The organism is Comamonas sp. F1-6 (genome assembly GCF_039581415.1).
Taxonomy (GTDB): domain Bacteria; phylum Pseudomonadota; class Gammaproteobacteria; order Burkholderiales; family Burkholderiaceae_C; genus Comamonas; species Comamonas thiooxydans.
On sequence record NZ_JBCPWN010000045.1, the window covers coordinates 1 to 12232 of the forward strand.

Here is a 12232-nt window from a genome sequence, read left to right on the forward strand (position 1 = left end):
CTCCGGGGCGGCCCGTGTCCTCGCTTCGCTGCGGGCCGCGCCAGCCGCCCCTACGACCCTTGACCCCCTTTCCACTCGAAAAGCGATCAAGACGCGCCATAGCGGCCCGTAGGGGCCGTTTTAGGGGTCTGGCATACCCAAGCCACCCCAAGATCGGAAAAACGCGCTGTAGCCCCATTCCTGAGCGAATGACGGGTCAAGGGCGCAACGCGGCCACGGCTGGCTGGTGCGGCCCGCAGCCCGGCACGGGCGAGGACTCGGGCCAGTCGTGGCGAACCCTTGACGCGGCAGCAGCGGCCAGAGCCTCACGGAGAGGGAGCAGGGGAGGGCTTTTAACCCCTGCTCCCCGACGCCTCGCGGGCGAGAGCGGGCGTGCAGAGGGCAGCGCCCTTTGCCCAAGCCCGCAGGGCGCGGAGCAAGTAGCCCCGAAAGCGTCATTGACGCGAGTAGCCAGCGCCCGACCGGGCGCAAGGTGCCGCCGATCTGGCGCGGCGGTACGTTACGAAAACCACTTGCATATCGTATCTGTATTGTGTATCATATCTGTATTGATACGATTTACACCGATACGGTACGAAAGGAGCAACGATCATGGCACGTCAGGGCATCACTTTTGAGCAGGTCGCCGCCGTCGCTGATGCGCTGGCAGGCGAGGGTCAGCAGCCCACCATCCGGGCAGTGCGCGAGCGGTTGGGCGACACCGGCAGCCCGAACACCATCCACAAGCATCTGGCCGCGTGGCGTGAGGCTCGCCCGGTGGCCGCCGCCGCTGCGCCGGAACTGCCGCAGGCGCTGACCGCTGCCATTGCCGCCGAAATCGAGCGGGCCGCATCGCGGGCACGCGGCGAGATCGAGGGCCGTCTGGTGCAGGCGCAGGCGGAGGCCGCCGAGCTGGCCGCCGCTGGCGAGGTGCTGGAAGGCGAACGCGACGAGCTGGCCGAGCAGGTGGCCGTGCTGACCACTGAGCGCGACACGCTGGCAGGCAAAGCCGCCCAGCAGGCCGCCGACTTGGCCGAGGCGCAGCAGCGCATCGAGCGCGAGCAGCAGGCGGCAGAGTCTGCCCGGCTGGAGGTGGCAACCGCCCGGCACAAGATCGAGGCGCAGGCCGAGCGCGTGAGCGAGCAGGCCGCAGAGATCGAGCGCCTACGCGCTGCGCTGGCCGCCGAACAACAGGGCCGCACCGCCGCCGAACAACAGGCCGCCGTGCTGGCCGCCAAGCTGGAGGCGTGCGCCGACCGTGTGAGCCGTGCAGAGGCTCGCGCCGATCAGATCGAGCAGCAGGCCGCCACGGCTGCGCAGGCCCACGACACCGCCCGCGCCGCAGCAGTGCAGGAAACCCGGCAGGCGCAGGCCGAGCGCGACGAAGCCCGCAAGGTGGCCGCCGAGGCCCGCGAGCAGGCCGCGCGCCTGGCGGGGCAATTGGAAGCCCTCACAGCGAAGGAGCGGACATCCGATGAAAGACCGTGACCACAACGAAGCGATGGCCGGCATGTTTCAGGCCGAACCCCGATTTGCCGCCGACTATCTGCGGCAGGTGTTGGCGGATGGCGAGCCTGCGGACGTGCGCGCCGGCTTGCGGCAAATGGCGGATGTGCTGCGTGTCAGCCAGGCCGCCCCGCCGACCGATTCCGCGCCTTCGGCGGGTCTCTTTGACCGGGCCGGTGTGCGCTACGAAGTGGCGTGCGATGTGATCGGGGCGTTGATTGCCCATTACGCCGAAATCATGGGACGGGAACGCGAGCAGGCGCAGCCGAATGAGGCGGTTTTGCGCGTTGCCGGGGCGATGAAGGCGGCGCTGGCCGGGGAGCGGGATGATCTCGATCCGCGCGACAGCGCCGGCATCGAGGCGGCGATTTTGCGCTATGCGCCATTGGCGCGCCGGCTGTATGGCCCGGATGAAAACGACCACGCCCGCCAGGAGCAGCGCCGCGTCGATTTCGACCAGGTGAATGCTTCGCTGGCCTTGGAGGGTCTGGCGATGAGCGCGGATGATTTGGCGGTTCAGGCGCTGCTGATCCGGGGCGATATCACCCACGATGAGGCGGTGCAGTGCTACCGCATCCTGCATCGCCATGCGCAGTAAAACCGACTGGCCACCCGAGGTGGTCGGTGTACTGGATTTGCTTGAATCGCAGCCGCCAGAGGCGGCGATGCTGGTGGGCTGTTTTCTGGCGGCGGTGGCCCATCCCGATCATGTGGCCGAGCTGGCGATGTTCGACAAATTGCCGTCAGCGGCCCGGATGGTCGTCGGTCGGTTTTTCTCGTTTTTCCTGGCGGGCGGCCTGGACGATGCCGGGCGCGAAAAACTGCATTCGCACATGCAGGCATGGTTCGTCCGTCAGCGCCGTTCCCGGTGAATGGCCTGCCTCATCCACTAGGGCCGGGCAAGGGATGGACAGCAGGCGATGCTGGCTTGCGGGACGGCCCCGCACCCCCAGAAAACTTGTCACACACCACGCAACTCCCGTTGCTTCGCTAAAAGCCTTGTGCTGCAAGGCTTTTAGCGCGGCGACACCGAAAACACATCGCGGCGACACCGAAAGGGCCAAACCGGCCTAAAACCCTTGCTGCGCAAGGAAAACAGCCGTGCTTTCGCGCGCGAAAGTGCTTCAACTGCCTGTCGGCATCAGCAGGGCATAGACCGGCACGCCAAAGGCGTTGGCGATGCGCTCCAGGTTGTCCAGGGAGATGTTTCTGACTTGGCGCTCGCAGTGCGCAACGAAGGTGCGATGTAGGCCGCACTCGAAGGCGAGCGCTTCTTGTGACCAGCCTCTTTCCCTGCGTAATCGGATCATGTTGGCCGCGAGCACGGCCCGCGCGGAATGCGCGGTGGGTGCGGGAGATTGGGCGGCGGGAGACATGCAAACCAGTCTCCCGATGTGCTGCTTTTACGTCAGCCGTGTTTAAGTCACAATATGGTTTTCTCATAGAGAAAGACGGCGTGACGATGGGCGGAAAAACAGCAATCAGGCGAGGGTGTGCCGTGTTGGCCAGCCTGTTGATTGGCGCAATTGAACCGGCCGGCGCGGCCTCCCTGGTCGGCGGTCAAACCGATGATTCCGTGTGCGACCTGGGCAGCGCGCCACAGAACGCCCGGAAGCTGTCGGCAGCGGGCGACTTCATCCGCGCGCAGTGCAAAAACGGTCAAGTGTTGGTGGGTTCCGGCATCGTGCCTGCCGGCGGATTTGACTCGGAGGTGGTGCGCCTGGCGCGCACCTTCTGCCGCATGGCGGACATTCAGACCCGGCGCACACAGGGCAACATGGCCGGCCTCGTCATGGAGATCGACGAGGTACGGTGCATCATCGGGAAGCTGCCGACATGAGAAAAGCGCTGCTGGCTGGCCTCCTGGCCGTTGTGGCGGCAAACGTGGTTGCCGCTGATGGCGGCGCCCCCTTGCGCGGCGGTGTTTGCATCGGCCCGTTCCGGGGCGCTGATTCTGTCGTGCACTGCGAGCACATCGGCAAGGTGACGATCCGCCAGATTTACGAAAATGGCTTTCGGGTCGTTCACATGCAGGACGACAAGAACACAGCTAGCTACGTTGTGCTGGTTATCGAGGAGCAGGCGCGATGAGGGCGAAGGCGTGGCGGATGCTGTTTGCCGGGCGGCGCTGGATGCTCTGGCTTCCCGTGCCGGCGTCGGTATGGCTGGCACTGCCCGAATGGCAGCACATCCCCGCCATGCTGTTAGGCGGCCTGATTGTGTGGATTCCCTTCTGGCTCGCGTGGTGGCTCAGTGATGGCTTCGCGGGCATGTCCAGGTGGCCGGGAACCGGAGCGCCTTCGGTGTCGGGCGGGGTGAACCCGCACACCGGCAAGTCATGCACGGTGTATCACCATCCGTGGGGAGATACTTACGTCGGCGGTGACTGATCCGTGTTGAAAGCCATGCGTTGACTGTCGTGATGCCACGATGGCGTTACAAGACGCGGCTGTTCCGCGTCACTGGAGCAGCAACGATGACAACCCAGATCGACAACCTTGTGCGCGGCATCCACCATGACCTCGCGCAGCCATCCCCAGCCGTGCCCGAGCTGGCCGCCTTCTTTCAGACAATCGGCGCAGACGGCCTTTCCAAGGCCGTTGCGCAGCGGGCCATCCTTGGCCGCTGGGCCGAGGACGTGACCCTGACCTCGGACGTGCGCGACTACGCGCAGCAGCAACTCGCCACTCTCCCCGACTTCTGATCGCGGTTTTGTGAGTGTCTCAGCGAGCATGTCCAGAAAACGGTCGTTTGATGGACAGTCAGCGTTTTTCCCTGTCCGGGGTTATCCAGATGCGGTAAAGTGTTCATTTATTCGTTCAGCTTTCAATGTGGCGGAACTGTCCATGAATCAACGCATCGGCTATGCCCGCGTTTCGACCGACGATCAGAATCTTGACCTGCAACGGGACGCACTCCGGCAGGCCGGGTGCTCGACCATCTACGAGGAAGCGGCCAGCGGCAAGAGCGCGGCACGCCCGGAGCTTGAGCAGTGCCGGAAGGCGCTCCGGGCCGGGGATACCCTCGTCGTGTGGCGGCTGGATCGACTCGGACGCAGCCTGCCCGATCTGGTGCAGATCGTGGCCGACCTTGAGCAGCGCGGCGTGCAGTTCGAGAGCCTGACCGAAAAGATCGAGACAGGGAGCGCGGCGGGCAAGCTGCAATTCCATGTTTTCGCGGCGCTGGCCGAGTTTGAGCGCGGCTTGATCCGCGAACGAACCCGGGCGGGCTTGGAAGCGGCCCGCGCCCGTGGCCGATCCGGTGGCCGCAAGCCGAAACTGGACGCCAAGCAGATACGCCACATCAAGGCGCTACTGCGCGACCCGAACACCTGCGTGGCCGAACTCGCCCGAGATTACGGCGTGTCACGGACAACGATTTACAAGCATTGCGGCGTGGTGCAGCCGCGCCACGATTGAGAGGACATAACAACATGCCAAAAGCAAAAACCGCCGCGCCGTCTGGCGTTGAGCGAATCCAGCGCCCCGAGCCGCTCACCTTGCGCGGCTCGACGCTTTTTGAGGGGGACGCCCTGACCGTGCTGCGCCGTCTGCCATCCGGGTCTGTGCGCTGTGTGGTCACTTCACCGCCCTACTGGGGGCTGCGCGATTACGGCATCGAAGAACAAATCGGGCTTGAGAGCACCATGCCCCAGTTCCTGCATCGACTGGTGGCCATCTTCGCCGAGGTGCGGCGCGTGCTGACGGATGACGGCACCCTTTGGCTGAACATCGGCGACGGCTACACAAGCGGCAATCGAGGTTATCGAGCCCCGGACAAGAAGAACCCGGCCCGGGCGATGGACGTTCGACCTGACACGCCCGAGGGCTTGAAGCCAAAGGACTTGATCGGCATTCCGTGGCGGCTGGCGTTCGCCTTGCAGGATGATGGCTGGTATCTGCGCAGTGACATTGTGTGGAACAAGCCAAACGCGATGCCCGAGAGCGTCAAGGATCGCCCGGCTCGCTCGCATGAGTTTCTATTCATGCTCACCAAGTCGGAGAAGTATTACTACGACTGGCAGGCCGTCCGGGAGCCTGCGGACGGCGGCGGTCTGCGTAATCGCCGCTCAGTCTGGCATGTGAACACCAGGCCTTTTGCCGGTGCTCACTTCGCCACCTTCCCGCCTGACCTGATCCGGCCTTGCATCCAAGCATCGACCGAGCCGGGTGATTACGTCCTCGATCCGTTCTTTGGGTCGGGAACCGTGGGCCTCGTGTGCCAGGACGAAAACCGGCAATACGTTGGCATCGAACTGAACCCCGAATATGTGGCCTTGGCGGCTGATCGCCTGCAAGGGCAGGACAGCAACGTGATAAGGATCGCCGCCGCATGACGACCCCTAACAAGATCAATTTTCCGCCGCCGAAGTTGCAAATCGACTTCGCTTTCGCCCTTAAGCGGTTCCGGGCTGTCTATCTGCAAAGCGCCCTGCTGGAAACCGTGCGGGACATGGACATTGCCGAGCTGGACAAGCAGCTTGCCGAGTACGTCCCCCCGGCAGACTTGGCGACCCTTGCGCAGTACGGCTTGCGGGCTGAACTGCTGTTCGCCGTGCCTGCCGTCCTGGAGGCGAATCCCTACCTGCTGGGTTATTACCGGCTGCTGATGGGCTACAGCCAGAAGGAGTTTTACGGGCGCGACAAAGGCTTCGGTGTCGGTTACTTCAAGTCGATGGAGGAAAAGGGCAAGACCAGCAAGACGGCAGCCGCTGACCTACCCGACTTATGCGTGGCGTTCTGCGCCACTGCATCGGCGCTGCTGGCCGGTGTTGGCCCGCTGCGCGTCAGCCGGGAATTGCTGGATGATTTGACCCTGCTAACCGTAGGCCCGCAGCTACGCGGTGGGGCCAACAACCAGCGCGGCACCGATGGCATCGTGCAGGTGTTCGAGATCATCCGGGAGATCGTCGCCCATGCCGCCGCTGAGGTGCGCGAAAGCGCCATCGAGGTGAATAGCGCCACGGGCCGCCCGTTCCTGATCGAGTTCGCGCCAGACCCTGACATCATCATCCGCGAGGAAATGGAGCACCAGCATTACCGCAACGTGGTTGCTATCGAGGTCAAGAGCGGAACGGATGTATCCAACATCCACAACCGCATCGGAGAAGCGGAAAAGAGCCACCAGAAGGCGCGGCAGCGCGGCTTTACCGAGTGCTGGACGGTGGTCAATGTCGGGCGGCTGGACATGGTGAAGGCCCGCAGCGAATCACCATCGACCGATCGCTTTTATTCGCTGGCCGCCCTGTCGCTCAGGGCTGGCGACGAGTACGACGACTTCCGCCGCCGTGTGCTGTCGCTAACGGCAATTCCATCTGCGCCGCTTACCAAAACCTAGCCTACAGCACATGACGCAATGACGTTTTGACGTCATTGCGTCAAGGCGGCTTGACGCCGTTTTTTATTCGCATATAATGACGTCAAGACGCCATGAAGGCTTGACGTAGGGACGCCATGAAAAAGATAGCTTTTCTCGCCCAAAAGGGCGGCAGCGGTAAGACAACGCTTGCAGTGCATACGGCCGTAGCTGCCACCGAGGCGGGCGAGAGCGTCGTCGTCATCGACACCGACCCGCAAAAGAGCGCCACCGTTTGGGGCGATGCTCGTTCCCAGGAGGTGCCCATTGTTGCGACTGCTGCTGCTTCCGAGCTGGGGCGCGTCCTCGAGGCCGCCGACCAGGAGCGCATGACCCTGGCGATCGTAGACACCGCGCCCCATGCGGCCCCAGACGCAACGCGCATCGTGCGCGCTGTCGATCTGGTTGCTATTCCAGTGCGTCCCACCGCTTTCGATATTGCCGCAGCCGGCAGTGCCGTCGATATCGTCAAAGCGGCCGGCGTTCGCGCCGTGTTCGTCCTATCGGCCTGCCCGTTCCGATCCCCTGAAATCGCAGAAACCCGAACCGTCTTGGCCGAATACGGCTTGCCGATCGCGCCGGTCGAAATCATCGACCGTAGAGCCTTCGCGCGAGCCGTGGCCACCGGCCGGGCCGTGACTGAGTTCGAGAGCGACGGCAAGGCCGCCACTGAAATTCGCGCCCTTTGGGCGTGGCTTAAGGAGCAAATGCAATGAACAAACCAACAGGGCTTGCAGCCTTCACCCGTAAAGGGGCCGCTTCCGCACAGCAAACCGCAACAGACCAGGAGCCGGGCGCCGAGCAGTCGGCAGAAACCCGTCAGCGTGGACGAGGGAAAGGCGACGTGGTTGCCCTGACAGTACGCCTGCCGCGTGCCGAGTGGGAGCGTGTGCACCAGCTCGCCGTCTCCGAGGGCGTCAGCATTCAGTCGCTTGCTGTTGATGGACTGTCGAAGGTTTTTGCTGAGAAGGGTTTGCCGACGCTATCCGTATGACGCTATGACGCTATAGCGTCGTGGCGTCATAGCGTCATAAATTCCCAACGTGGCGCGGGATAAAGCGCCGCATATCTGACCGCAATGGAGGTTATTGAAATGGCATCCGCGAACATCCTGGCCGGCTTCAAGCCGGAAACCGTCGAGCTGCTGCACAGCTTCGCGGCCTACGTCGACGAAATCGACGGAACCGAGGCCACACCGACCGAGTTGGCCTTGAGCTTGATCGAGGCAGATGGCCGGCCGGGCGAGTTCCAGGCCGAGCAGATTGTCGGCGCTGTGCTGGCTGAGCATCGCCGCTTTCAGCGCTGGTTGCGCGATCGTAGGACGGTGTTGATGCAAGACGGCTGGCAGGCCTGGGCCGTGCGTAACGCGAGAGCCGGCAGAACGGCCGCGTTCGCGGTATGAGAGCGGCGCTATCGAGTGCGGACACACTCGGTAGCGCCTTACCAGGGCATACGGAAAGGAACCGAAAGCACATGGCTACTGACCATTTTACGGACTTACCAGCGGCAGCGCGACTATGAAGAAGATCAGTGAAGTAGGCGCGCAGCCGTCCCCTGCCGAATTGCGCAAATGGCGCGAGGGATACCGGCACTACCTCGAGGCGAAGGGCTTGACGCCCGATCAGGCGGCCGACATGGCCGCCAAGGTGGCTTATCGCCCCGATCAGTACCCCACCGACTCAGCGACGACGCTGCCACTGTTCCAACTCACAGCGCCACCGGCCGCGCCGGCGCCAACTACACAGTCGAAGGCAGAGGCTTCGCCGGTAGCTGACACCCGACCAGCGAAGGCCAAACCAACAAGAACACCCAAGGCTGAGACACCCGCCCCGGAGGTGATTCCACCAAAGCCAAAGACGACCCCGACAACACCGCGCGAAGCGCGACTAGTCAAAAAGGCCGCAGAGATCGCCAGCGAGCGCCCGGACGATGATGATCGCGGCTACATGCACTCGATCATGTGCCAAGTTGGCTTGCCTCGATCGAAGGTAGACGCCACATCGTTTGAGAGACATTCAGGCGGTGCAGCACTCCTGGTAGAAGCGGGGAAGCTGTGGGATGGCAAGCAGTTCGTTCAGCAGCCCATCCCCTACGGCCCCATGCCGCGCCTGATGCTGGCTTGGATGAACACCTATGCTGTGCGATTCAATACGGCAGAGATCCCGGTAGGGGATAGCGCGAGCGAGTTTCTGCGGATGCTTGGCAAGACCCCGAACGGGGGGAGAAACAGCGTTTACACGACCTTCCGCAAGCAGGTTCAGGCCTTGTCGGCTTGTCGGATCACCCTAGGCTTCAACGCCAACGGACGCGCGCACACCTACGAAGGAAAGCCCATCAAGCATTTCGAGGCGTGGATCGCTTCAACAGAGGAACAGCGCCCCTTGTGGCCCGGTTCAGTAACCTTCTCGGATGACTACTACCAAACCTTGAAATCTCATGCGGTACCGCTCGATTTGCGCGCCTTCATGGAGTTGAAAGGCTCTGCGCTTGCGATGGACGTTTACACCTGGCTAGCCCAGCGACTACACCGCATCGAAGGCAGGCCCGTCGTTCTGCATTGGGCGAGTCTGCGCGAGCAGTTCGGCCAGGAGTACCAAGGGAAAGACCCCGACAAAGACTTCAAGAAGAAGTTTTTGCATGCCTTGCGCGCTGTGCTCGCTGTGTACCCTCAAGCACGAGTCAAGCAGGTGACGGGTGGCGTGATGCTGATGGCCTCGCCGCCGCCGATCCCCTTCAAAGGTTCATAGCCTGATGCCCGGCCCACGCGTCGCCGTGGGCTTCATTGGTGACAAAAAACCAACCAGGTGCATGCACTTTGACACCATGCCTAATCAGACCCCCCTCCGCCACAAGGCTACGTCAGCCTTGGGCGGAAGCACCCCCCGTCAGCCTGTTGGCAAGCCTGTTAGTTGGTGAAGTTGTCCACGCCTAATCAGACCCCCCCACCATGCCTAATCAGACCCCCCAAGGGTGCGTTTTCCATGCCTAATCAGACCCCCTGATCGTGCCTAATCAGACCCCCCCTAAACCGATAGGTTATGCCTTTAGTTTTTACCTTTATCTTTAACCGATAGTTGGAGGGCCGCTCGCTGTGGAAAACGCAGCGCCCACCAAAGACCGCTCCGCCTCTTAGGGGGCAAGCCCCCTGCCGGCTCCTGCGGGCCGCAAGCGGCCCTCCGCCCGCGCTTCGCGCTCCCACCCGGCATCCCCCAGGAGTTTCGCTTCGCTGCACCCCTCGCGCTACGCGCTCACCCGCATATCGAGGCCCCCAAAGGGGGCCGGATGGTGCCCCCGGTCGCGGCACCACCGCCCAGGCCAAGAACCGCCCGCATCCATACGCCACCGCCACAAGGTCTTCAAGAAAGGACAGGCCACCGCCCGTGGCCTCGACAAGCCGCCCTGGTTCGCCACCCTCTCCCATCCCCCCCGCCCCTTCCCGCTGGGAAGGGGAGCGAGTCGCCCTCTGTCGTCAGGGGTGCAGGCTGCGCGGCGCTTCGCTTGCTTCTCCTGCCCCCTGCCGGTGAGCGTTGGGGCGTTCCAAGGGCGTCAAGGGTTCGCTTCGCCCTCCGGGGTGGCCCGTGTCCTCGCCTTCGGCTGCGGGCCGCGCCAGCCACCCCTACGGCCCTTGACCCCCTTTCCACTTGAAGACCCGAACCCGCCGCGCTCGTTGGCGCGGCAGACCGCCAGGTTGTGACGGTTGACCTACGCCCGCTGCATCGAGGTCAGGAATACCGACAACGCTTGCCCCGCTGGCCGCGTTTTCCGGGCCGTGGCGGGCCGTTTACGCCTCCGCCGACGTATTCCCCTATCCAGGCGGCCAAAAACGCTCTAAAGGGCTGTTTTGCCCCGTTTGCCGGGCGTAGGCCATCCGCCACGCACGATGGGGTAGAGCAAGCAGTCGTGTCACCAGCCGCCATTTCGATCACGGTAGGTCGAGCCGGGTGTTCATATCGAGATCGAACCGACCATACGGGTTGACGTGTTCCCAGATCAGCGGCGTCAGGGCGGCGTAGTCGCGTGGTGTGAACCTGCCCTGCCAATGCGGCAGGGCCAAGACCTTCTGGATCATCAGCGTGTTGATGTAGACCATACAGTTCTGGATCAAGTGCAGCGCGAGCATGCTGACCTCGTGATCCTCGCGGCGGTTGCTCGCCATCTCGCCCCGGCGGGCGAAGAACACGAAGTCGGTCGCGCCGTTCCACTGCTCGACTACGTTCAGCCCCTCGTTGATTTCCCGGCGCAACGCCTCGTCGTGCAGGTAGCGGCACAGGAAGATAGTCTTGATCGCCTTGCCCAACTCAGCGAATGCCTTGTAGGTCGGGTGCTGCACGTTCTTCTTGGTGAAGCGGCGCAGGATGGCTTCGGTGTCCGCTGTCCCCAGGCGCAGCGCGGTAGCGTACTTGACCATCTGGTCGTACTGTTGCCGCACCGAGTCCCAGTCGATGGGCTTGGTCAGAATCTGTTGCAGGTTCGCGTAGGCGTCGGCCTTGCCGGTCTCTGGCCGGTACAGCTTCTGTGAGTGGATGGCCTTCAGCCGTGGCAGCAACTGGAAGCCCAGCAGGCGGCAGAAGGCGAACGCCACCGTGCTCTGGCCGTGCGAATCGACATACTGCCGATCCACCTCCATCTCGGTGCAATGGTGGATCACGCCCTCGATCATCGACGCCACCTCCGACGACGACGGCGACTTGAGCTGCGAATGGATGCACAGCGAGCTGCGCTCGACATGCCAGTAGATCATCACGCCGCGCCCGCCGTAGCGGACGTGCCATTGCGTGGTGAGGTTCTGATCCCACGCGCCGAAGTGTTTCGAGTCCGACGCGCAAGCGGTGGTGCCGCTACCCCAGATCGCCGGGTTGCGGGCTTGCAGCGTGCCGTCTGCGACGATGGCAATCGCGCGGCGCATCGCGTCCACGCTGATGTAACGGCGGCGCACATAGGCCAGGTCGCGCGCCGTGGTGCCGGAATCCAGCCCGGCCATGCGCTGCAAGCCAGCATTGGTGCCCAGGCCGTGCAGACACAGGATGTTGAGTTGCATCTAAAATTGACCCACTTAGGGTAAAGGGGGGTGCGGATAAAAACTTGGACTGGTTTTATGCGGCTAGGCCAAGTTTGTGCCGGTATTCCACAGGACTTAAACGTCCCAGAGATACCTTGATACGTTTTTCGTTGTACCAACGAATGTAAGTATCGACAGCTTCAATGAACTGCTCAATCGTTGTTGATTGCCAGTTGTTGGGATAGAACAGCTCCATCTTTAGCCTTCCAAAGAAGCCTTCGCACGCAGCGTTGTCTGGTGAGCACCCTTTGCGAGACATCGAGCGAACCAACTTTGCATCATGCACCCTCGAGAGCCAGCCAGGCCATCGGTAGTGAGCTCCACGATCAGAAT

16 protein-coding genes and 1 pseudogene are annotated in these 12232 nt (G+C 63.0%); 14 read left to right on the top strand and 3 right to left on the bottom strand.

All coding sequences use genetic code 11. From position 1 onward, the window contains the following. Positions 1–591 precede the first annotated feature (591 nt). The 3 genes from AAIL66_RS23920 to AAIL66_RS23930 are packed head-to-tail and all read left to right on the top strand — an operon-like array spanning position 592 to position 2357. Positions 592–1467, top strand: coding sequence for a DNA-binding protein (locus tag AAIL66_RS23920; protein WP_049854849.1), 876 nt, complete (start codon positions 592–594; stop codon positions 1465–1467). Next, the gene (locus tag AAIL66_RS23925) at positions 1454–2083 is read left to right on the top strand and encodes an antitoxin VbhA family protein (protein WP_065313977.1); all 630 of its coding nucleotides are present in this window, start codon (positions 1454–1456) and stop codon (positions 2081–2083) included. The genes AAIL66_RS23920 and AAIL66_RS23925 overlap by 14 nt, the downstream gene beginning before the upstream one ends. Continuing rightward, entirely contained in the window at positions 2073–2357 is a 285-nt protein-coding gene (locus tag AAIL66_RS23930) for a hypothetical protein (RefSeq protein ID WP_049854850.1), read from the top strand. The genes AAIL66_RS23925 and AAIL66_RS23930 overlap by 11 nt, the downstream gene beginning before the upstream one ends. Before the next feature lie 252 nt (positions 2358–2609). On the opposite strand, the gene AAIL66_RS23935 is transcribed toward AAIL66_RS23930, so the two are convergent. After that, positions 2610–2861, bottom strand: a complete 252-nt coding sequence (locus AAIL66_RS23935) for a helix-turn-helix transcriptional regulator (RefSeq protein ID WP_058820198.1) — start codon at positions 2859–2861, stop codon at positions 2610–2612. Positions 2862–2899: 38 nt separating this feature from the next. Here AAIL66_RS23935 and AAIL66_RS23940 point away from each other — a divergent pair, with 38 nt between their 5' ends. The 11 genes from AAIL66_RS23940 (at position 2900) to AAIL66_RS23990 (ending at position 9587) form a co-directional block, all read left to right on the top strand. Continuing rightward, positions 2900–3325 carry a hypothetical protein gene (locus tag AAIL66_RS23940; RefSeq protein WP_313858553.1) on the top strand — a complete coding sequence of 142 codons (426 nt, stop codon included), beginning with the start codon at positions 2900–2902 and terminating at the stop codon, positions 3323–3325. Continuing rightward, positions 3322–3576 (top strand): hypothetical protein, encoded by a 255-nt coding sequence (locus AAIL66_RS23945; protein ID WP_049854853.1) that lies wholly within the window; start codon positions 3322–3324, stop codon positions 3574–3576. Before AAIL66_RS23940 ends, AAIL66_RS23945 begins: the two co-directional genes overlap by 4 nt. Then, complete coding sequence (locus AAIL66_RS23950) at positions 3573–3875, top strand: hypothetical protein (RefSeq protein ID WP_223174665.1); 303 nt, start codon at positions 3573–3575, stop codon at positions 3873–3875. The genes AAIL66_RS23945 and AAIL66_RS23950 overlap by 4 nt, the downstream gene beginning before the upstream one ends. 86 nt (positions 3876–3961) lie before the next feature. After that, positions 3962–4189 (top strand): hypothetical protein, encoded by a 228-nt coding sequence (locus tag AAIL66_RS23955; protein ID WP_049854843.1) that lies wholly within the window; start codon positions 3962–3964, stop codon positions 4187–4189. 142 nt (positions 4190–4331) lie between these two features. Further along, positions 4332–4904 (top strand): recombinase family protein, encoded by a 573-nt coding sequence (locus AAIL66_RS23960; protein WP_034033197.1) that lies wholly within the window; start codon positions 4332–4334, stop codon positions 4902–4904. A gap of 14 nt (positions 4905–4918) precedes the next feature. Continuing rightward, complete coding sequence (locus tag AAIL66_RS23965) at positions 4919–5821, top strand: site-specific DNA-methyltransferase (protein ID WP_034033198.1); 903 nt, start codon at positions 4919–4921, stop codon at positions 5819–5821. After that, on the top strand, positions 5818–6822 hold the full coding sequence (locus AAIL66_RS23970; RefSeq protein ID WP_034033199.1) for an XcyI family restriction endonuclease: 1005 nt from the start codon (positions 5818–5820) through the stop codon (positions 6820–6822). Before AAIL66_RS23965 ends, AAIL66_RS23970 begins: the two co-directional genes overlap by 4 nt. A 116-nt stretch (positions 6823–6938) precedes the next feature. Further along, on the top strand, positions 6939–7556 hold the full coding sequence (gene parA, locus AAIL66_RS23975; protein ID WP_034033200.1) for a ParA family partition ATPase: 618 nt from the start codon (positions 6939–6941) through the stop codon (positions 7554–7556). Next, on the top strand, positions 7553–7834 hold the full coding sequence (locus AAIL66_RS23980) for a hypothetical protein (RefSeq protein ID WP_034033201.1): 282 nt from the start codon (positions 7553–7555) through the stop codon (positions 7832–7834). The genes parA and AAIL66_RS23980 overlap by 4 nt, the downstream gene beginning before the upstream one ends. A gap of 99 nt (positions 7835–7933) precedes the next feature. Continuing rightward, complete coding sequence (locus AAIL66_RS23985) at positions 7934–8242, top strand: hypothetical protein (protein WP_034033202.1); 309 nt, start codon at positions 7934–7936, stop codon at positions 8240–8242. Between the two features lie 115 nt (positions 8243–8357). After that, positions 8358–9587 carry a replication protein RepA gene (locus AAIL66_RS23990; protein ID WP_034033203.1) on the top strand — a complete coding sequence of 410 codons (1230 nt, stop codon included), beginning with the start codon at positions 8358–8360 and terminating at the stop codon, positions 9585–9587. Between the two features lie 1175 nt (positions 9588–10762). On the opposite strand, the pseudogene AAIL66_RS23995 reads toward AAIL66_RS23990, so the two are convergent. Both AAIL66_RS23995 and AAIL66_RS24000 read right to left on the bottom strand, forming a co-directional pair. After that, a pseudogene (locus AAIL66_RS23995) lies at positions 10763–11893 on the bottom strand (transposase); the annotation flags it as partial. Between the two features lie 40 nt (positions 11894–11933). After that, the coding region (locus AAIL66_RS24000) for an IS3 family transposase (RefSeq protein WP_322074984.1) at positions 11934–12232 on the bottom strand (299 nt) is incomplete at its 5' end.

Bases quoted from the DNA above. Each gene is read 5' to 3' on its own strand.
- AAIL66_RS23920 (WP_049854849.1), top strand. From the start codon at position 592: ATGGCACGTCAGGGCATCACTTTTGAGCAGGTCGCCGCCGTCGCTGAT.
- AAIL66_RS23925 (WP_065313977.1), top strand. From the start codon at position 1,454: ATGAAAGACCGTGACCACAACGAAGCGATGGCCGGCATGTTTCAGGCC.
- AAIL66_RS23930 (WP_049854850.1), top strand. From the start codon at position 2,073: ATGCGCAGTAAAACCGACTGGCCACCCGAGGTGGTCGGTGTACTGGAT.
- AAIL66_RS23935 (WP_058820198.1), bottom strand. From the start codon at position 2,861: ATGTCTCCCGCCGCCCAATCTCCCGCACCCACCGCGCATTCCGCGCGG.
- AAIL66_RS23945 (WP_049854853.1), top strand. From the start codon at position 3,322: ATGAGAAAAGCGCTGCTGGCTGGCCTCCTGGCCGTTGTGGCGGCAAAC.
- AAIL66_RS23950 (WP_223174665.1), top strand. From the start codon at position 3,573: ATGAGGGCGAAGGCGTGGCGGATGCTGTTTGCCGGGCGGCGCTGGATG.
- AAIL66_RS23955 (WP_049854843.1), top strand. From the start codon at position 3,962: ATGACAACCCAGATCGACAACCTTGTGCGCGGCATCCACCATGACCTC.
- AAIL66_RS23960 (WP_034033197.1), top strand. From the start codon at position 4,332: ATGAATCAACGCATCGGCTATGCCCGCGTTTCGACCGACGATCAGAAT.
- AAIL66_RS23965 (WP_034033198.1), top strand. From the start codon at position 4,919: ATGCCAAAAGCAAAAACCGCCGCGCCGTCTGGCGTTGAGCGAATCCAG.
- AAIL66_RS23970 (WP_034033199.1), top strand. From the start codon at position 5,818: ATGACGACCCCTAACAAGATCAATTTTCCGCCGCCGAAGTTGCAAATC.
- parA (WP_034033200.1), top strand. From the start codon at position 6,939: ATGAAAAAGATAGCTTTTCTCGCCCAAAAGGGCGGCAGCGGTAAGACA.
- AAIL66_RS23980 (WP_034033201.1), top strand. From the start codon at position 7,553: ATGAACAAACCAACAGGGCTTGCAGCCTTCACCCGTAAAGGGGCCGCT.
- AAIL66_RS23985 (WP_034033202.1), top strand. From the start codon at position 7,934: ATGGCATCCGCGAACATCCTGGCCGGCTTCAAGCCGGAAACCGTCGAG.
- AAIL66_RS23990 (WP_034033203.1), top strand. From the start codon at position 8,358: ATGAAGAAGATCAGTGAAGTAGGCGCGCAGCCGTCCCCTGCCGAATTG.